We start from the raw sequence: 21298 nt of genomic DNA, 5'->3' as shown, positions 1-21298 counted from the left end.
CGTTACAAATTAAATATACTGGAAATTTTATAAGATGTAAATGTGATTCGTATATTAAAGAGGTAAAAAGAGTGAATCGTCATAAAAAAGGATTTGACAGATCATGAAACAAGTGTGATAATCACCTTACGTAATGTTACAAATTACATTACAAATCATTCAATATAATTTTTGTAATGTTTTAGCTCTTCCATGTTTTTTTAGCATGAAATGATATCGCTTTCATTGTGTGTCGCAGGTTAACCATTCAGTTTAACAAGGGGGATATTTTAATGAAGATGAAAAAGGTAGCATCTCTTTTCCTTACAGCGTGTATCGGTGCATCGGCACTTGCCGGTTGTTCTACGGGTAATGGGGATAAATCAGCCGATGGAGAAACAACTATTGAGTTCTGGGCTGCTCCTAATCCAACACAGCAAGTGTATTGGAAAGATATGGCGAAGGAGTTTGAAAAAGAGAATCCAAAGATTAACGTAAAAGTAAGCCCTATTAAAGAAAGCCCAACATCTGAAGCGAGTATTCAATCGGCGATCGCAGGTAAGAGTGCTCCAACGATGTCTGAGAACATAAACCGTGGTTTTGCAGCTCAACTCGCTGAAAGCAAAGCGCTCGTTCCGCTCAACGAGATCGAAGGTTGGGAGAAGCTGCTGAAAAATCGCAACATGACAGATACGATAAAAACCTGGAAATTTTCGGATGACAATCAATATGTAATGCCAATCTACTCTAATCCTATGTTATTTGGGTGGAGGATTGATGTATTAAAAGAAATCGGAGTTAACGAAATACCACAAACATATAGCGAAGTTCTAGATGCTACTCAAAAATTAAAAGAAAAATACCCTGATAAGTATCTATGGGCGAAGGGGGACCTTGCTGATCCAACGGCTTGGAAGCGATGGTTCGACTTCTTCATGCTATATGATGCTGCCTCAGGCGGAAATAATTTTATCGAAGGTGACAAGTTCGTCGCTGAAGACAAAGCCGGTGTAGAGGTTCTGAAATTTATGGACGACTTGAGAAAAGAAAAGGCTCTTTTAACAAAACAAGCGACAGATCCATTTGAAAGTGCATTAGGCATCTTCACAGATCTTGGTCCTTGGACATTCAGTTATTGGGAAGAAAAGTTTCCTGAAATGAAGTACAACGAAAACTTTGGGCTTTCACTTCCGCCTGTTCCGGACGGTACAGAGGTGAAAAACATTAACACGTTCGCTGATACGAAAGGAATCGTCGTCTATGCTTCAGCTACTGAAGAAGAACGAAAAGCGGCTATGGAGTTTATGAATTTCGTGTATTCAAATCCAGAGAACGATCTGAAATGGTTAGAGACGACAAAACTACCACCAGCAAGAGATGATCTCTCTACTAATGAATCATTTAAAGCGTTCTTTGATAAAAATCCTGTATTAAAACCATATGCAGAAGCTGTTCCAAACGCAATTCCTTCCATTGATAACGCCAAATACAACGAACTTCAAACACATATCGGCCGTTACGCTGTGAACCCTGTTGTGAAGGGAGAAGTTGATCCTGAAAAAGGCTGGAATGAGATGAAGAAAGCCATAAAGGAGGAACTTAAGAAATGAAGAGAACAAACGGGACGGGCTGGCTATTCGCCAGTCCTTACCTTTTATATGGAATCGTTTTTTTCGCGATCCCACTCATATGGTCTATGTATCTATCATTTACGGATTGGAATTTGATCTCCCCCGTTTATTATTTTAAAGGATTTGATAATTTTATAGAGGCAGTGAAACATCCTGGTGTTCAAGCTGCGTTCTTCGTTACGTTCAAATTCATGGCGGCTTTCGTGCCGATGGTCATCGTTTCATCACTTGCAGTAGCTCTTGTTATTCATGGTCTGCCACGCTTTAAAGGGTTATTTTTAATCGGATTCTTCTTGCCTTATTTAGCGTCTGGGGTAGTATCGTCCCTGATTGTAAAAGGCCTATTGTCACACAACAGTGCTTTTAATGTGTTCTTACGAAATATCGGAATTGAGATCGACTGGCTGAGCACGCCGCTATCTGCACTATTAGTCGTTGCAGCGATCATCGCATGGAAATTTACCGGTTATTACGCTCTCATTCTGACGGCAGGGTTCGAGGGCATTAATAAAGATGTTTATGAAGCAGCTGCCATTGACGGAGTGACTTCATCACAGCGTTTTTGGAAAATTACGCTTCCCTTGTTGTATCCTGCTTTATTTACGGTGTTGATCCTTTCCATCGGAGTTTCGTTCGGAATCTTCACCGAGGTTTACCAGCTGACTGGAGGCGGACCAAACTATGCGACAAACACTTGGCAGATGGAGATCTTTAAACAAGCGTTTACGAACTTGAGTGCAGGATACGCGTCTGCTGTTGCGATCATTGCTTCTGTCGTGACGTTCGCATCCATCTTTGTGATCAGAAAACTATTAGAGATGTGGGGGAAACGAAATGGTTGGGTCTAAAAAAGGGTTAACTTTTCGCTATGTTATAGCATTTGCGCTACTTATCGTTATGGTTTTTCCCTATCTCTATATGGTTTTCAATTCGTTTGCCGACTGGACGCAAGTGGATAAGAAGGCAATACCGACTGAGTTCACGCTGCGCTCTTATGAATGGCTATTTTCAGGAGGAGAAGCAGGTATTGCCAGACCATGGTTAAAGGCTTTTCTTAACAGTGTAATCGTATCGACGGCATCGACGGCGCTCATGATGGTTACAGGTGCGATGGTTGCTTTTGCGCTTGCAAAACTGAACTTCAAAGGCCGCGATTTTATAAATAACGCCGTATTGTTTCAAATGTTCTTTCCGGCGATCATCTTGCTGATCCCTACCTTTTTAATCATTCAAAACGCGGGACTTTATGACACGTATACGGCGATGATCTTGCCAAAAGCATTAAGTCTGTGGGCTGTTTTCATGTACACGAACTTCTTTAGAGCGATACCTGATACGTTTATTGAAGCGGCAAAATTGGACGGAGCTTCAAACTTTCAGATCCTCTATAAAATTGTGATGCCGATGTCAAAGTCCATTACGACTGTTGTCTTCCTTTTCTTATTCATGGAAAGATGGACAGAGCTTCTGTGGGATATGATCGTTGTTCGCAGTGACAGCATGCTGACGCTTAACGTCCTTCTGTCACAGATGTTTGGGCCATACGGCGGTTATCCTGGTCCGATGTACGCAGCATCGGTTTTACTGACAGTGCCGATCATCATCTTGTTTTTATGTTTTTCTAAACAGTTTAAAGAAGGTATGCAGTTTACGCTTAAATAGGTTGAAGGAGAATAAGTATGATAAAAAAATGCGAAGTTTTAGTAGAAGAATATTTGGAAAAAGAGCAGCCGAAGAATCCGAAAAAATTATCGTTTACGGGTGTAGGTGAACGTGATGTTTATAACATTACTGCCCCATTTCTAGATAATGGAGAGCTTGTGATCGCAGGACGTGTTGAATCGCGTGACAGCGAGCATTCAGATGTTTATTTCTTCGTAAATCAAAATGGTGTATGGATGCCAAAAGAAGGTGCAACGGTTCTTCAACTACAAGACCCTTTTGTAACAAAAATATCTGGTGAGCTCATTCTAGGAGGGGTAGAGACCTTCCCGCATCCTACGAATGAAGGGGCCCTCGGCTGGAGGACGGTGTTTTACAAAGGTTCTTCCATCGATGATCTGACTTTGTTTTTCGCAGGACCTGATGGGATGAAGGATCTGCGGCTTGCTGAATTAAGTGATGGAAGCATCGCGGTACTAACCCGTCCCCAAGGAGAGAAAGGCGGACGAGGGAAGATTGGTTTTGTGCGTATATCATCATTAAATGAGTTGACTATAAAGGACATTGAAGACGCACCTCTTTTAGATGGACAGTTTGCTGAAGGTGAATGGGGTGGGGCAAATGAACTTCACATCCTAAAGAACGGACGAGTAGGTGTGCTCGGACACATCGCACGTTTTGATGAAGAAGGAAATCGTCATTACTACCCGATGGTATTTTCTCTGAATCCAGAAACAGGGGAACATACTGACATTCAGCTTATTGCCATCCGGGATGATTTTTTGGCAGGTGCGTCCAAAAGAACAGATTTAATAGATGTTGTATTTAGCGGTGGGCTTGTGCGGAAAGAAGACGGTACAGCAGTATTTTATGCAGGTATAAGTGATGCTGAGGCTCATCGGATCACTATCAAAGATCCGTTCTTACAATATGAGAGATAAGGGGATAAGCAACATGAATGTATACCGTTATGAAGAAAACCCGCTCGTTACACCTCGGGATGTAAAGCCGCATCGTGATGATTTTGAAGTAATCGGTGCGTTTAATGCTGGCATTGCACAGTATGAAGGGGAAGTTATCATGCTCTTGCGTGTGGCAGAGCGTCCCATAAGTGATGATCCTAATATAGTAAAAGCACCTGTTTACAATCATGAAACAGGTAAGCTTGAGATTCACTCATTGAGTCTAGATGATGAGCGTTTTGATTACTCCGATCCGCGCGTGATTTGTGAAAAGAAAAATGGAAAGAGCTTTTCGTATCTGACTTCATTATCTTATATTCGTCTAGCTCGAAGTAAGGATGGCAGGAATTTTACAATCGATGATGAGCCGTTTATCTATCCGTCAAATGAACAGGAAACTTTCGGTATTGAGGACCCCCGCGTTACTCAAATTGGGGATACTTATTATATATATTATAGTGCGGCTTCTGCAGCTGGTGTGGGTGAGGCACTTGTATCAACAAAGAATTTTCAGCAGGTTGAGCATCACGGTATGATTTTTTGTCCAGAAAATAAAGACGTGCTCATTTTTCCTGAAAAAATAAACGGATTGTATTATGCATTGCATCGCCCTGTTCCTAAAAGTACGGGGTCACCTGAAATCTGGATCGCGGAATCAACCAACCTCTTACACTGGGGGAACCACAAACACTTGATCGGATTGCGTGAAGATATGTGGGATAACGGTCGTATCGGCGGGGGAGCCGTTCCGATTAAAACAGAGCACGGCTGGCTAGAACTCTATCATGGTGCATCAAAAGAAGATCGATATTGTATGGGGGCGGTCTTACTAGATTTAGAGAATCCAAGTAAAGTCATCGCAAGATCAGAGACACCCATTCTAGAACCAGAAGCGGATTATGAAGTCGACGGATTCTTTGGTAACGTAGTGTTTTCGTGCGGAGTGCTTGTTGAAGGTGATGTTGTTAAGATGTATTATGGTGTGGCAGATACATCAATGGCATGTGCCGAGCTTAGTTTGCAGGAGATCTTAGAGTCGATGAAGTATTTGTAAGGATGCAAACAAATTAAACATTTGTTTAATAGAATATGAAAACGGAGTGAAGCCAAGTGAAGTTAGGCGCAATTGAAGCGGGCGGCACTAAGTTTGTGTGTGGAATCGGAAATGAGGACGGAGAAGTTATTGAAAGAATCTCTATCCCTACAACAACCCCTGAAGAAACGATGAGACACGTTGTTGATTACTTTAAGGAAAAAAAGGTGAATGCTCTAGGAGTTGGTTCATTTGGGCCGGTTGATCTTGATGTTTCAAGTGCAACTTATGGTTATATAACGAGTACGCCGAAAGAACATTGGAATCAGTATGATTTACTAGGTGAACTGAAGAAGCACTTCCAGGTTCCGATCGGATTTGATACGGATGTGAATGCAGCCGCTTTAGGCGAATCTCTCTGGGGTGCTGCAAAAGGTCTAGATAGCTGTCTGTATATGACGGTTGGAACTGGAATTGGAGTAGGAGCCGTTTCGGAAGGGAAGCTGGTACATGGGATGCTTCACCCAGAGATGGGCCACATTCTCGTTAGGCGACATGTTGAAGACCATTTTGCAGGAAGCTGTCCGTTTCATGGTGATTGTCTAGAAGGGATGGCGTCAGGTCCCGCAATCGAAGCACGTTGGGGCAAGAAGGGCGTAGAGCTCGCGTCGGATCTAGAGGTGTGGGAGCTAGAAGCTTATTATCTCGCACAAGCTCTTATGAACTATATTTTGGTGCTCTCTCCAAAACGAATTGTGATCGGCGGTGGTGTTATGAAACAAGAACACTTATTTCCGCTCGTACGTAATGGGGTTGTCCAACTGTTAAACGGCTACATTCAACACGAAAATGTACTGAACCAAATCGAAAGGTATATTGTACCGCCTGATTTAGGTGACAATGCAGGTTTGTGTGGGGCATTAGCGCTGGCAAGACAAGAGTATACTATTAAAAAGACAAGCTGACTCTGGGAAAGAGTCAGCTTGTCTTTTTCTATCGTTGTTTACTCTTTTGAGGTAAGCAGCTGGCTAACGTTAATAAGAGAATCATCGCTTCCGATATCGTAATGAACAGGATGAGATATTTTTGACCATCGTCAATCCAGCTCCCTTTGTTTAGTAGTAGTAAACCAATCATCGCTAGCAAGACTATGTTGGCTTTCCCTAAAAATGAAAATCCTCGTTTTAATGAAAAGGTTTTGTTCATGGGCAATTCTCCTTGAGACATCTGGTATTTAAAATTAAGTATGATGTGATGAATTGTACAAGACTACTCTTAATCTTTTAAATTATCCATTAAACATAACTAGAAGGATCAACCAGTTGACTAGTAGCAGAAAAAAAGAAAAGGAGAGCCAACAATTTGTTGATTATAAATGGTATTAAGCTTAGCACGGATTGAACAGCATGGTTCAGACCGTAAAAAGCAAATGTAGTATATTTGTTTATTAGTGAGAGAACATCATTTTTGTTTGTAAGAAAACTATTGTTATAGCGTTTAATAGTGACACGTTGTATAAAAATAGAAAAGAACGCGATGATGGCGTTGGATAATAAAAGAAGCATGATTATAGTTGTGGGAAAAGCTATGTCAATCCCTACAAAAATTAGTGATAAAAGAGAAATGAATAGAATGGTTAGAAGTATACTGATTAATTTCGCAGCCATAAAAAAACCTAAACCTTTCTTAATTATGGAATAAATAGATAGTTCAAGAATAGCACAAGGTATTCAGACTTCATAAAAATTACTTTATACACCTATAAATATTAAATTCATAATTCGCCAATCCTAAACTCCAATATTACTAATAGATCAACGAACTTCACTTATACCACGTCACAATTTTTAGAAAATTATATTGTAACCGTTTACAAGTTGATTTATAATATTTAAAAGTGAAACGTTTCTATTGGTAAAATGAGGATTTCTGGTATTAAACAACAATTCAAACGTTTATATTTACCGAAAATCCTATTTTTTTGTATTATATCGAAACGTTTCGAATAGCTATGCCCACACGCATCAACCATTTGATTTAATCCATTTATACTCCAGTACCCCGGTTTTTTCCGGATGAAGAGGTGATTTATGAAGAACATAGCAATAAAAGATGAAAAGGTGATCGTAGACGGTCAGGAGGTCTTCTTGTTCGGAGGTGAACTTCACTACTTCCGAATTCCGAAGCAAGACTGGCGCGAGCGCATTCAGCAAGTTAAAGAAGCTGGCGCGAACATGATCAGCACGTACGTGCCGTGGATTTTTCACGAATATGAGGAAGGTGTTACGGATCTTACCGGAACCTCTCGCCCAGAACGTGATCTACATACGTTTCTGCAGCTCGTAAAAGAAGAGGGAATGTACTGCTTAGTTCGTCCGGGACCATACGTCATGGCAGAGATCGTGGATCATGGGGTTCCAACGTGGTTCATCGATAACTATCCGGAGGCGGTAGCTAAAACGAACGTAGGCGAGATTCATCCAACCCGAGTCGTAAGTTACAGCCACCCAACCTTTTTAGAAAAAACAGAGTCTTGGTATGAAAAGGTTTGTGCCATTATTAAGCCGTTTCTCGTAACGAATGGCGGTCCGGTTATCCTATTTCAGCTCGATAACGAAGTTGGAATGTTCCACTGGGTAACGAACCAACCTGATTTCAATGCATCAACATTACAAGAGTTTGAACAACATCTAAGAACGAAATATACAGAGCAATCGTTTCAAGAAACATTCCGCATTCCGTTTAGCGACATCCAACCGTTCGCCGAAAACATGACAAAAAAGCCTGAAGCAATCTACGCTCACGCTTTAAGAAATGAATTTGGACTCTTTTTAAGACAGCATTACAAGCGTTTCATTGAGCATCTGAAACAGTCAGCAGAAGATAAAGGCATCGACGTTCCATTCGTCGTGAACATTCATGGTTTTCATGGAATCGATATCTTAAAGCGCGGAACGATGTATCCGATCGGCATTTCGCAGCTGCTCGAGACCGCTAAGATCGAGAACACGCTCATGGCGGGTGATTATTATATCGGCAACATCGAGTATGACAGCTATGTGGACATCGTTTTAGCGAACGCCTTTACAAAAGCAATTCAGTGGAAAGAGCAGCCGCTTTTCTCAGCTGAGTTCCAAGGCGGAAGCATCCATGATAAACCGAAGCTTCAACCAACAACGTTTGATCTGACGACGCGGTTATGTATCGCGGACGGGATGAACGGTGTGAACTATTACATGTTCGGTGCAGGCGAGAACTATGAAAATATCGGCTTGTTCGGCAGACGTCACGATTGGCAGGCTCCACTCACCAAGTCAGGTCAGAAGAATCCGCACTATCCTGTGATTCAGCATATCGGGAAGATGCTTCAAACCTATGAAAGCTCACTTCTGCAAACGAAGCCAGTCGTTGATACGCATCTTGGTTTTTATCCGGATTATTACATGACAGAGTTTCATGATGAGCATACGAAACACATGGTCGACCAGATTCAGCGTGATCGTGAAACCTTTATGGCGAACGGCATCGCAAAGGCACTTCGCGTGAACAACATCATCTATGATGCGATCAACGTGCAGGATGATGATGAGATTGATCCAAATAAAGTTCCTTCTCTATGGATGTTTACCACAGAGTGGATGGATGAAAACATTCAGCAAAAGCTCGTCACGTATCTAGAGAACGGTGGAAAGCTTATTCTGTTCCCAACGATCCCGACAAAAACGCTGAAAAATATTCCATGCACAATTTTGAAAGATTACATCAACGTAACCGTAAAAGAAACAAAGCACCGCGTGTTCGGTCAGATCGATCAGGCGGACAACGTGTTGATCGACCGGGCTGAGATCTATGAGACGACTGATGGCGCGTTCGCGCATATCGAGGACAAGCCAGACGAAGTGATCGCGTTTGAAAAGCAGCTTGGCAAAGGTCAGCTCTATATGTTTGGAATCGGTATGGATCACGGTTTTCATTATCAAAATGACATCATCGTCGAACTCGCCAAACGAGCGGGAATACAGAGTCGTTTCACACTAGAAGAAGAGCTTGATATTACCGTTCGATCTTCACCAGAAAAAGGAGACTTCTTCTTTCTTCAAAACTTTGATGAATTTAAGAAGACAACGACGATTACGTACGACGGAGCAACCCTTTTCGGTGGAAAAGAAATTTCGATTCCAATGCGAAGTGGGCTCATGCTGCCGGTCAATGTACCGTTACATGAAGACCTGTTCATCGAATACGGAACGGGTGAAATCTATGAAACGGTACAGCACCAAGACGAGATCTCACTCACAATAAAAATGGTTCAAAAAGAAGAAGGATTCGTCTTCCGTTCCACCTCCTGGAAACCTGTAGACACCAAAGAGGTTTCAATAGAGGAAGTCCAAGAGCACACATACAAAGTGCTGATTTCAACAACAGAAGACACAGCACCCATTCGGTTCCAACCAGCGTTCGCAAACGCTATTCAACCATAAGTACCAACAAGGCTATTTCTATCTGTTGCACCTGAAGTATTTGGACTTTTATCATCACCGAATAAGTTGATTGCAGTGTAGGGTGCAAGACTCCTGCGGGACAAGCGGTCAGGTGAGACCCTTAAAGGCGCAAAGCGGCAAGGGGCTCACCGCCTGCCCCGCGGAAAGCGAAGCACCCGAAACGGAAATCAACACTTTCAAAAGCAACAGAGCAAAATAGGCCCAAAAATTAAATCGGGAGTTGATAGGTAATGAAGAAAGTATTATCACTATTCATGATCATCGCACTGCTATTTTCAGTAGCAGCTTGTAGCTCAGATGACAAAGCAAGCTCTGACGACAAGAAAGAAAACGTAACCATCTCGTATGCAAGCTGGTCACTTGGTACTGAAAAAGAACAAAACCTTGAGCGACTTATGATCAAAGCGTTCGAGAAAAAGTATCCGAACATCAAGGTTAAGATCGACGAGTCGATTAACCCGACAGACTGGAACGGAACACTAGCTGCTGCAGCAAGTGCGGGCAAGATGCCAGACGTTTTCGCTCTACCACAGATTCCATCATCACTATCTAACGATTGGTTGATGGACATCACGAAAATGACGGAAAAAGATAAAGATTTTGCTAACATTCCAGAAGCAGTTCGCGAATCAGCGACTTACAACGATAAAGTGTATGCGGTTCCATTCGCACAGCATTTCTTAGGCTACTTAGTAAACAAAGATCTATTTAACGAAGCGAACCTCGATTACCCTGAGTTTGGTTTTTCACTAGAAGAGTACACGAAATCCATTAAAGAAGTAACGAACATCAACAAAGGTGTAGCTGGAACGAACCACGCGTTCTCCGTAACAGACTGGTATCCGGCAGCAGCTAACCCAGACATGGGCTGGTATACCGTTCAAGACGGTCAATACTCTCTTGATTCAAAAGAATTTATCGCAGGAGCGAATCTTGCAAAAGAAATCACAACGAACAACTACGCGTACGAGTCACTTCCAGATGACTTGAAGGCTAACTTTAAAGGGGAGAACCCAGAAGAAGTATGGATGAACGGACAAGTTGCTGTGAAATGGGACGGCACTTGGGGAGTTCCTGCTCTTGTTGAAAAAGGAACGTTTGACTTTGATTTCATCGGACTTCCTGGTGGAAGAACGGGTGTAACGAACGACTTTGTTGGAATCTCTAAAACGAGTAAGCACGCTGAAGAAGCATTCCTTTTCTCTAAGTGGATGTCATTCGGTAAAGAAGGTTTCATGAAGCGTATGGAAATTGCTGAAAAAGAAGGGAAAGCACTGAACACACTACCAGTTAACGCAGATCCTGAGATTTTAGACGAGTACTTCGCGATCAATGAAGTGCCTGGAATCAAAACAGCTTATGACAACTTAGACAACGCAGTCGTTGAGCCGGTTAAAACCGTACCTGGCTATGTTGATGCACGTTGGGAAGCACCAACAGGCGTGAAGGTTGGAGAAGAAGCGAACGCGAAAGTGGCAGTTATTTTAGATAACGTGATCAAAGGAAACCTGAAGATCGAAGACTACGCAAAACAGCTTGATCAATTAGCAGATCAAAAGAGTAAAGAAGCAAGTGAGGCTTTAAAAGATAAATAGAAAGCCTGAAGTTTAAGGGGAGGTTGATAGTATGAAGTTTAAAAGATTTCTTTGGTTAGGTTTAGCGCTGTGTCTCATTATTCCACAACCCTATGCATCTGCTGAAGGCAACAGTCAGGATAATAAGCCTGCCGAACAAGTCGTGGAGGAAAACTATCATACCGTCCTTAACAGTTGGGAGAAGAAAGGGACAGGGGACGCTTCAGAATTTGAAGCGTCTGTCTCTCCTTCTGATTTTAAGATCAAAGACAAGAAGAACCTTTTGTCAGAATCAGAGAGTAAGGGCTACAACGATCGTGTTTTCTATTGGCATAACCGAGACTCCGTTTCTTATGAAGTGAATGTAGAGGAAGCGGGACTATATGAGCTAGCGTTTGATTATTATCCACTGAGCAACGAGGTTGTTCCAATAGAGGGCGCCATTCAGGTAAACGGTAACTATCCTTTTTATGAAAGCCGCAGAATCGTGTTTCCGGCCGACTGGAAAAACGAGAAAAACACCTTCGAGAAAGATCGGTTCGACAACGACATGATTCCGAAGCAAAAGCGGATCGAGCGTTGGAACACGTTAACAGCAGAAGATGCGAGTCAGCTTCAGTCTGAACCGCTTCGTTACGAACTGAAAAAAGGAAGTAATACGATCCAGCTTACGAACCTATCAGGTGAGATGCTGCTAGGAAAAGCATACGTCAAATCACCTAGCGATCTACCAAGCTATAAAGAATACGTAAAAAAACATGAAAACGCAAAAGTGGCGGACACGTTGATCACACGTGAAGCCGAGAAGGACTATGAAAAAAACAGCTCGTACATACGTCCTTTTGCAGCAGATGATTCATCAGCGGTACCGAGCTCTCCAAAGAACCTTCTATTAAACACGCTAGGTTCTGAATCGTGGAAAGACTCCGGACAAACGGTGAACTGGAACGTGAACGTGAAAAAAGAAGGCTTTTATAAGCTGACATTTAAAGTATTGCAGAACAAAGAGACGGGTGGTCCGGTTTTTAGAAAACTGCTGATCGACGGAAAAGTTCCGTTTCAAGAGACTTCACCTGTTACGTTCCCCTTCAATAAAAACTGGGATAACGTCACGTTGAAAGATAAAGAAGGAAAAGCGTATCTGTTTTATTTATCAAAAGGTAAGCATCAGATCGGTCTAGAAGCTGATGCCGCTCCTGTTGAGCCTGTTCTTCATACGACGAACAAAGTGATGCGCGAGATGGAAGCGTTAACGCTCGAGATCCGAAAGCTTACGGGAAATCAGACAGATACGTCTCGTGGCTGGAAGATCAGCGAGTACATTCCAGGCATCGATAAAAAACTGGCTGGCTGGGCGGATGAGCTAGAGCAAGAACTGAAGTACCTTAGAAAACTTGATAACTCAAAAGAAGATTCAAAAGATATGGTCTCGCTTGAGATGGCGGTTCAAAAGCTAAGGGCACTTAGCAAAAAGCCAAATGAGATTCCAAGCAGACTTACTGAGCTGTCCGAAGGATCGTCTTCAGCGGCACAGCTGCTCGGAAACATGCTCGTGACGTTGCCGGAACAGCCGTTAACGGTCGACCGTTTCTACGTGCATGGTGACGAAAAAGATGTGCCGGATGCAGAAGCCGGTTTTTGGGAAAAGCTGATCGACTCGATTCAACGCTTCTTCTTATCGTTCTTCTCAGAGAACTACTCGGCGAGTGAAGCGGAAGAAGATACGTTAGAGGTTTGGGTGAACCGGCCGCGTCAATACGTTGAGCTCCTACAAAACCTATCTGATCAAAACTTTACGCCAGAAACAGGAATCAAAGTTAAGTTCTCGATCATGCCAGAAGAGCAGAAGCTGATTCTCGCGAGTGCGTCGAACAAGCAACCTGATATTGCACTTGGTATCTCCTCATGGTTACCGTACGAGTTATCCATCCGTGGTGCGGCCGTTGATCTGCATCAATTCGATGACTTTGAAAAGTTCAGCAAGCAGTTCTCGCCAGGAGCATTTCTTCCGCTCATGATTGGTGATTCGGTTTATGCGATGCCAGAGACGCAAGATTTCTTTGTTCAGTTCTACCGAAAAGATATTCTTCAAGCACTCGGTCTTCCGGTTCCAGATACGTGGGATGACGTGAAGAGCATCTTGCCAGAGCTTCAGCGTTTTGGGATGAACTATTATACGCACATCGCTGGTGCAACAGGGTTTAAGCCGTTCCAAGCAACCGCTCCATTCGTGTATCAGTTTGACGGAGATCTGTACGGAAAAGATGGGATGAAGACGGCGATCGGAACAGAGGAATCACTAAAAGGCATTCAGTTCATGGCAGAGCTGAACACGATCTACAGCATGCCGTTACAAGTACCAAACTTTTATAACCATTTCCGATATTCAACACTTCCGATTGGGACTGCTAACTTTACGACATATACGCAGCTTACGGCAGCCGCTCCAGAGATCGCAGGATGGTGGGATATTGCACCACATCCTGGTGTGAAGAAAGAAGATGGAACGGTGGAGCGTTGGGCAACAGGTTCCGGTCAGTCCGCAATGATTTTCAAAGGAACGAAGAGCAAAGAAGATTCATGGGAACTTTTAAAATGGTGGCTGTCAGAAGATACGCAGACCGAGTTCGCAACAAATCTTCAGATGCTGTACGGACCAGAATACATGTGGAACACGTCCAACCTAGAGGCGTTCAAGAACCTTCCTTGGCCAGAGCAGCATAAGAAAACGATTTTAAAGCAATGGGAGTACCTATACGAAGTACCGAAGAATCCAGGTTCGTACATGATCGAGCGTGAGCTTTCGAACATCTGGAACCGCATCGTGTTCGACGGTGTGAACCCGAGATCGGCAGTTGACGATTCCGTTGTTGCGATCGACCGGGAGATCAAGCGAAAGATGGAAGAGTTCGGGTATGTGAAAGACGGCAAGATGGTCAAGCCGTATCCGATTCCTACGATAGAACAAGTGAAAAGTTGGGCAGGCGATGAGAATGAAAAAGAAACCAAATAAACGAGATTATTCACCGTGGATGTTCCTTGCTCCGTATATCATCTTTTTTACAACGTTTATCATCATACCTGTTGCAGCGGCAATTCTTTTGTCATTCACGTATTTTAACGCGATCGAGACACCATCGTTCATCGGGTTGAGCAACTATGTCGGTCTGATCACACAGGATGAAGTGTTCATGCAGAAAATCCTGCCGAACACGTTAACGTTCGCACTGATCGTGGGCCCTGGCGGGTATATCTTATCGTTCATACTCGCTTGGGCGCTCGCTCAAGTGCCAAAGCGCATGCGAACCGTACTTGCGCTGGTCATCTACTCTCCATCCATGACAGCAGGTGTTGCGATGGCCGTTGTTTGGACAATCATCTTCTCTGGAGATGAAACGGGTTATCTTAACAGCTTGCTTCTAACGATGGGTGTGCTGTTAGAGCCGATCCAATGGCTGCAGTCACCTGAGTATTTGATGAAAATCATGATCTTTGTAACGCTTTGGGGCTCTATGGGTGTCGGATTCCTTGCGATGTTATCAGGTGTTCTGAACATTAACACCGAGATCTATGAAGCAGGATACATCGATGGCATCAACAACCGTTTTCAAGAGATCATCTATATTACGATTCCGTCTATGAAGCCGCAGATGTTGTTCGGCGCGGTCATGGCAGTCGTTGGAACGTTTCAGGCTGGTGCGATCGGGGTAGCGCTATCGGGTGCCAATCCGACACCGCAATATGCGGGTCAGCTAATGGTCAACCACTTAGAAGATTATGGATTTATCCGTTATGAGATGGGTTACGCAGCAGCGATCTCGGTCGTGCTGCTCATCGTTGTATATCTGTTCTCGAAAGTAGCCTGGAGGCTGTTTGGAGAGAAAGACTAGCGAAAAAGGAGTGATCAACATGTCAGCCTTTCAAGGGACAAGAATGAACCCGTCAAAGTTTCATAAAAGTCAGCTGAAATTTCTTGCGTTTTTAATACCACTGGCTGTCTTTATGGCTTTGCCGATCGTCTATATATTCTTTCATGCGTTCAAACCGATCGACGAACTGTTCGCGTATCCACCGCGCTTTTTTGTAGATAACCCAACTATGCAGAACTTTGTAGACCTTTTTACAAAGACGAACGATACTGGCGTTCCGATGTCGCGCTTTTTGTTCAATTCTGTTGTCGTTACGCTGATCGTGGTTGTTCTGACCGTTATCATCAGTACGATGGCAGGCTACGCACTATCAAAGAAAAATTTTAAGATGAAAAAAGCGATCTTTGAAATCAACACGCTTGCGCTCATGTTCGTACCAGCGGCGGTTATGATTCCCCGATACTTATTGATCGACGAACTCGGCTTGATCAACACGTTCATGGTTCATATCCTTCCGTTACTAGCGATGCCGATCGGTCTGTTTCTTGTCAAACAGTTCATCGATCAGATACCGGAAGAACTGCTTGAAGCAGCGAGGCTTGACGGAGCATCTGATTTTCAGATCTTCGTTCGGATCATCATACCGCTCGTCAAACCTGCCATCGCGACCATTGCAATTCTATCGTTCCAGCTCGTTTGGAACAGCATCGAGAGTTCGTCTCTTTATGTAAACGATGAAGGACTGAAGACGTTCTCGTTCTACATGTCGACGTTAACTTCAACCGTTGAAGGAAACAACGTAGCAGGACAAGGACTCGCAGCAGCCGCATCCTTGATCATGTTCGTACCAAATCTAATCATTTTTATAATTCTGCAGAGCCAGGTGATGAACACGATGGCCCACTCAGGAATCAAGTAAGAAAGTAGGAGGGGGGAGAAATGAAGCGCATTGCCCAATTTGTAGCATTATTGGTATTCCTGCTCGTTCCGATCTCATCTATCGCTTCTGCATCTGTCCCTTATCAGACAGAAACGTTATCAGCAGACGGTCAGACGATCGAAACACAGACAGCCTACACACCGGTCGGCACCTTACTGCCGGACGTTGAAATCACGAACCCGGAAGATATTTTCTCTGATCCAAAAGGAAACCTTTATATCGCGGATTCTGGTGCCAAAAGAATTCTCGTTGCCGATAAAAACGGTAAATTTGTACGTGAGATCGGAAAAGGTGTTCTAAAATCACCAACTGGCGTCTATGTGGACGAAACGGAAAGAATCTTTGTAGCCGATTATGAAGAAGAGAAAGTATTCCGCTTTTCAAAAGACGGCAAGGTAGAAGAGGAATACGGAAAACCGGATTCACCGCTTTTCGGTAAAAGCTCTTCTTTTAAGCCACAAAAAGTAGCGGTCGACCGTCGCGGCAGCATCTACGTGATCAGTGAAGGGTCAACGAACGGAATCATCCAACTTAGTAAAGATGGCGGATTTCTCGGCTATTACGGTGTAAACAGCACAGAAGGATCGTTTGGCACGTTTTTGCAAAAGCTTCTCACATCAGAGAGCAAAAAAGCAAACATGTTCATGAAAACACCTCCCGCGCCAGATAACATCGCACTTGATGATCAAGGTCTCGTCTATTCCGTAACAGAAGGAACGACGAACGAAGTTATCAAAAAGCTGAACGTTGCCGGAAAAAATATGCTGTTTCCAGATATCTCTGATGAGAAATCTCTACAAGATATTGCGGTCGATCATGACGGAAACATGTTCGTCGTATCAAGCACCGGCGAGATCTATGAATATGATAGTTTCGGAAATTTACTATTCATCTTCGGCGGTAAAGACGACGGAACGAACCGTCTCGGCTTGTTCAAACAGCCGACAGGCATCACGATCGATCCTGATGGCAGACTGTACGTAACAGACAAAGAACGCGGCATGATCCAAGTCTTTGAATCTACTGCTTTTTCAAAACAAGTGCATGAAGGAATCGCGCTATTTAAAGAAGGCCGTTATGTAGAGAGTCAAAAGTATTGGGAAGAAGTGCTGAAGATGAACTCTTCGTTCGGTCTCGCGCATTCTGCCATGGGCTCTGCTTATTACAAACAGCAAGACTATGATAAGGCGTTAGAAGAATACGAGTTTGCAAACGACGTGTACGGTTATTCCGACTCGTTCTGGGAAGTTCGTCACGCGTGGATGCAAGAGAACCTGGAAACGGTGTTGTTCGCGTTAATTTTCTTCGCCATTTTGTACTATATCGTTAAAGTGATCGACAAAAAGAAAGGCATTCTGGATCAGCCTCGTAATGTGTTGCGGGCAATTAAGAAACAAAGATTGATAGGAGAATTGCTCTTCCTATTCAAGTTCTTCCGTCATCCGATCGATAGTTTTTATTATCTGAAAAGAAAACAGTACGCGTCGATTCTATCAGCGACGATCCTATATGTAATCTTAATCGTCGAGTATATTTACAGCCGCTTCTATACCGGGTTTATCTATAAAACGGTGAGCAGCGATGCGAACTTAGTCGGCGAGCTTCTCTTACTACTCGTACCACTCGCGTTGTTTATTGTCGTGAACTATCTCGTTAGTACGATCAACGACGGTGAAGGAAGGTTTAAGGACATCTATATCGGAACGATCTACTCGCTCGCTCCGTTTCTCGTGTTCAGCCCAATTCTGACCCTTCTGTCGAACGTGCTGACTTATAATGAAGCGTTTGTTTATGTTTTCTCAATCCGCATCATCTACGCATGGTGTCTGATCATTCTTTTCATCATGTTAAAAGAGATCCACAACTACACGTTCTCAGACACGATCCGCAACATCTTCGTAACGCTGTTCGGTATGGTGATCATGCTTCTTGTTGTGTTCATCGTGTTCGTGTTGATCGATCAAGTATACGATTTTGTTTATTCCATCATAAAGGAGGCTGTTCTTCGTGTATAAAAAGATAAGCATCGCGCTTCTTACCTTGCTCGTACCGATCTCTGTATTCGCCGCGCAAGATGATAAGAAAAGTACGGAGCAGCCTCCTGTACCGACTGAGAAAAGCCAAAATGTGATGAAATATACGTCTTCATCGTTTACGAAGCCTGAGAAAACAGATGGTGCTCCGATCAAAAAGAAAAATTCGTTTCAAGGCTTTGAAAAAGCAGCCGAGAACGAAAATCTTGCTCTTTATGTGAACGAAGAAACGCTCGCGATCAAGATCGAGAACAAGAAAACGTATTACGTTTGGAACTCCGGGCTTGATAACCCGGATCAATACCGATTGAACAAAACGTGGGAACAGATGGCTCAATCTGCGATCACCGTTGATTATATGGATCGTCGAGGAAAGGTGAAAACCGAGAGCGTCACGACGAACGATTCTAAGCCTCTTGTGAAGATGAACGATAAAGGATTCACCGCTTCTCTTTACATGAATCAGTCAAAATTAGAGTTCGAAGTGAACGTAGAGCTTCAAGAAAACGATCTTGTTGTTTCAATTCCTGAGAATGAGATTAGGGAAAACAAGTACACGAAGCTCATCTCTATGCGTGTTTATCCGTTTTTAGGTGCGGTGAACAAGAGTGATATCAACGGCTATATGTTCATCCCAGACGGATCTGGTGCATTGATTCGTTATGAAAAGAACGGAACAAAAGCCGATGCGCCGTTTACCGGATCCATTTACGGTGATGATGAAGCCTTTTTAAAAACAAAAGTGAAGAAGGAAGAAGAAGAAAAAGTAACGCCGGTTGAGCAGATCAAAATGCCAGTATTCGGAACGGTTCATGGTGTGAAGCAGAACGGATTCCTTGCTGTGATCGAAGAAGGCTATACGCATGGTGACATTTTAGCGTATCCGTCAGGCGTTTCGACCGACTTTAACTGGATCTCTTCTGAATTTCATTTTAGAAAAGAATATTATCAGCCGACGAGTAAGAACATGAAAGGTCTGAACGTGTATCAAAAAACAAAGAACCCTTTCGGCGTAAAGCTGAGATACATGTTCTTACAAGAGGATCAAGCTGATTATGTAGGGATGGCCAAAGCTTATCAAGACCATCTTTCTGATACAAAACAGCTAGACAAAAAAGACGACAAAACCGGTGTCAGACTTGAATTTCTAGGTGGCGAAGTGAAGGAAGGTCTGTTGTGGGATTCGGTGCTTCCGATGACGAAGGTTACAGACATTCCGAGCATGACATCTGAACTCAAAAAAGACATCGATGATCTGTTCGTCGTTTATAAAGGCTGGTCAGAAGGCGGATTAACCGGCACACTGCCTCAGAAGTTTCCGTTTGAAAGTGAGCTCGGAAACAGTGATGACGTGAAGGATACGATCGACAGTCTTAAAAAGGATAATATTCCGCTTTATTTTTATAGCGATTACACAAAAGCTTATGATGGTGCATCCGGCTATTCCGGCAGCAAAGACGTAGCGAAGAAGATCAGTGCCGAGACGATCTCACACAGTGAAGATAAGAAGACCCTATATTATCTTTCTCCAGAAAAATCTCTTGCGATCGCCAAAGAGGATGCAAAGGAATTTAAGGAACAGGGCATTTCAAACGTAGCAATCGATACGAGCGGGTACACGTTGTTCTCTGACTTTAGCGGAAAGAAATCGAGCGAGCGAAACCAGACGATCAAAACGTATCAAAAGCTGTTTGGCACGTTGAACAAAGAAGTAGGAAACGTTGCTCTCTACGAGCCGAACACGTATCTATGGAATCAAACGAATCGCTATCTCGACATTCCGATGAACGCGTCAAACTATGTGTTTGAAACAGACACGGTGCCGTTTTTGCAGATCGTGCTAAAAGGCTATATGCCATATTACGCACCGTTCTCGAACTTTCAGTCAGATTCAGAAGATCAGATGCTACGCATGATCGAGTACGGAGCGTATCCATCGTATCTTTTAACGAAGGAAGCGTCACACCTTCTTGCTAAAACAGCATCGAGTGACGTTTACACATCAAAATATTCGATCTGGAAAGACAAGATTTTGTATCAATACGAAAACATCAAGAAAAGTCTCGGTGAGGTAGAAGGCGAAGAGATCATCAGCCGCAATGTGCCTCAAACAGGTGTTGTGAAAGTAGAATACTCCAACGGAAAAGTGATCATCGTCAACTATACGAACACGACTTATAAAAGTAATGGCATTGAAGTGAAACCTAAGGATTTTGCGGTAACAGAAGGAGGAGAAAGCGATGAAACGACTAGGCAATAACAGAAATCTTACAGGATTGCTGTTTGTTTCACCATGGATCATCGGCTTTCTCGTCTTTACGGCGTTTCCGCTTCTATACTCACTCTTTTTAAGCTTTCAGGAAGTAAAGATCACGACAGATGGCATCAAAACAAACTTTGTAAGCTTTGGAAACTATGAATATGCGTTTTCGGTCGATGGAACATTCGTCGACCGCGTCCTAAAATATCTAGAAGAGATGGTCATCTCCGTTCCGATCATTATCGTCTTTTCATTGATCATCGCTCTATTGTTGAACCAAAAGATCAAGTTCCGCGGATTATTCCGTACGATCTTCTTTCTGCCCGTTATCATCGCAAGCGGACCGGTGATCAAAGAGCTGATCGATCAAGGCATCACGACGATTCCTTCTATTGAACAGTACGCGATTTACCAAGCGTTAAATGATAACCCTGATGGTTTCTTTAACGGCATTCTACTGTATTTAATTAAAAACTTGATCGTAATCCTGTGGTATTCAGGCGTACAGATCCTGATTTTCCTTGCAGCTCTTCAAAAGATGGACAAACAGATCTTTGAAGCGGCGAAGATTGACGGTGCGAGCAACTGGGAATTCTTTTGGAAGATCACCCTGCCAAGTTTGAAACCGATGATCATCGTTAACTTGATCTACACAATCGTAACGTATTCAGTATTCTCACTTAATCCAATTATCGAACATATTCAAAAAAATATGTTTAAAGTAGACACAGGTTATGGCTATGCTTCAGCACTATCTTGGATCTACTTCCTGATCATCGCCGCAGCACTTGCGATCGCGGTTGGTGTGATGACGGTAAAAAGAAAGAAAAAATACACCTAAGAGGATGTGATC

15 protein-coding genes are annotated in these 21298 nt (G+C 43.2%); 14 read left to right on the top strand and 1 reads right to left on the bottom strand.

Annotation, left to right across the window (positions count from 1 at the left end):
- Positions 1–272: 272 nt before the first annotated feature.
- From IHV11_RS13215 to IHV11_RS13190, 6 genes are read left to right on the top strand one after another with little or no spacing between them, the layout of a single operon-like run.
- Positions 273–1589, top strand: a complete 1317-nt coding sequence (locus IHV11_RS13215) for an ABC transporter substrate-binding protein (RefSeq protein WP_197195083.1) — start codon at positions 273–275, stop codon at positions 1587–1589.
- On the top strand, positions 1586–2458 hold the full coding sequence (locus tag IHV11_RS13210) for a carbohydrate ABC transporter permease (RefSeq protein ID WP_197195082.1): 873 nt from the start codon (positions 1586–1588) through the stop codon (positions 2456–2458). Before IHV11_RS13215 ends, IHV11_RS13210 begins: the two co-directional genes overlap by 4 nt.
- The gene (locus tag IHV11_RS13205; RefSeq protein ID WP_197195081.1) at positions 2445–3272 is read left to right on the top strand and encodes a carbohydrate ABC transporter permease; all 828 of its coding nucleotides are present in this window, start codon (positions 2445–2447) and stop codon (positions 3270–3272) included. The genes IHV11_RS13210 and IHV11_RS13205 overlap by 14 nt, the downstream gene beginning before the upstream one ends.
- Positions 3273–3289: 17 nt before the next feature.
- Positions 3290–4213, top strand: a complete 924-nt coding sequence (locus tag IHV11_RS13200) for an MTP-1 family protein (RefSeq protein WP_197195080.1) — start codon at positions 3290–3292, stop codon at positions 4211–4213.
- Positions 4214–4226: 13 nt separating this feature from the next.
- Positions 4227–5288 (top strand): BtaManbiosPhlase, encoded by a 1062-nt coding sequence (locus IHV11_RS13195; RefSeq protein ID WP_197195079.1) that lies wholly within the window; start codon positions 4227–4229, stop codon positions 5286–5288.
- 56 nt (positions 5289–5344) lie between these two features.
- On the top strand, positions 5345–6232 hold the full coding sequence (locus tag IHV11_RS13190; protein ID WP_197195078.1) for an ROK family protein: 888 nt from the start codon (positions 5345–5347) through the stop codon (positions 6230–6232).
- Positions 6233–6260: 28 nt separating this feature from the next.
- Here IHV11_RS13190 and IHV11_RS13185 read toward each other — a convergent pair whose 3' ends face one another.
- Entirely contained in the window at positions 6261–6473 is a 213-nt protein-coding gene (locus tag IHV11_RS13185; RefSeq protein ID WP_191752604.1) for a hypothetical protein, read from the bottom strand.
- An 884-nt stretch (positions 6474–7357) separates the two neighbouring features.
- Here IHV11_RS13185 and IHV11_RS13180 point away from each other — a divergent pair.
- From IHV11_RS13180 to IHV11_RS13145, 8 genes are all read left to right on the top strand, one after another.
- Positions 7358–9748: a beta-galactosidase gene (locus IHV11_RS13180; protein ID WP_197195077.1), complete on the top strand. Its 2391-nt coding sequence runs from the start codon at positions 7358–7360 to the stop codon at positions 9746–9748.
- Between the two features lie 251 nt (positions 9749–9999).
- Entirely contained in the window at positions 10000–11364 is a 1365-nt protein-coding gene (locus tag IHV11_RS13175; RefSeq protein ID WP_197189954.1) for an ABC transporter substrate-binding protein, read from the top strand.
- Between the two features lie 31 nt (positions 11365–11395).
- Entirely contained in the window at positions 11396–14356 is a 2961-nt protein-coding gene (locus IHV11_RS13170; protein WP_197195076.1) for an extracellular solute-binding protein, read from the top strand.
- Positions 14337–15233 carry a carbohydrate ABC transporter permease gene (locus tag IHV11_RS13165; protein ID WP_231618237.1) on the top strand — a complete coding sequence of 299 codons (897 nt, stop codon included), beginning with the start codon at positions 14337–14339 and terminating at the stop codon, positions 15231–15233. Before IHV11_RS13170 ends, IHV11_RS13165 begins: the two co-directional genes overlap by 20 nt.
- Before the next feature lie 19 nt (positions 15234–15252).
- Positions 15253–16131 carry a carbohydrate ABC transporter permease gene (locus IHV11_RS13160; RefSeq protein ID WP_197195075.1) on the top strand — a complete coding sequence of 293 codons (879 nt, stop codon included), beginning with the start codon at positions 15253–15255 and terminating at the stop codon, positions 16129–16131.
- 20 nt (positions 16132–16151) lie between these two features.
- Complete coding sequence (locus IHV11_RS13155; RefSeq protein ID WP_197195074.1) at positions 16152–18167, top strand: YIP1 family protein; 2016 nt, start codon at positions 16152–16154, stop codon at positions 18165–18167.
- Positions 18160–20445: a DUF5696 domain-containing protein gene (locus tag IHV11_RS13150; RefSeq protein ID WP_197195073.1), complete on the top strand. Its 2286-nt coding sequence runs from the start codon at positions 18160–18162 to the stop codon at positions 20443–20445. The genes IHV11_RS13155 and IHV11_RS13150 overlap by 8 nt, the downstream gene beginning before the upstream one ends.
- Positions 20426–21286: a carbohydrate ABC transporter permease gene (locus IHV11_RS13145; protein WP_197128772.1), complete on the top strand. Its 861-nt coding sequence runs from the start codon at positions 20426–20428 to the stop codon at positions 21284–21286. Before IHV11_RS13150 ends, IHV11_RS13145 begins: the two co-directional genes overlap by 20 nt.
- Positions 21287–21298: the final 12 nt, after the last annotated feature.

This window comes from Fictibacillus sp. 26RED30, from assembly GCF_015903845.1.
In the GTDB taxonomy this organism is placed as follows: domain Bacteria; phylum Bacillota; class Bacilli; order Bacillales; family Fictibacillaceae; genus Fictibacillus; species Fictibacillus phosphorivorans.
Note: the sequence above shows the minus strand (reverse complement) of the source record. Positions and strands in the feature narration are given on the sequence as shown.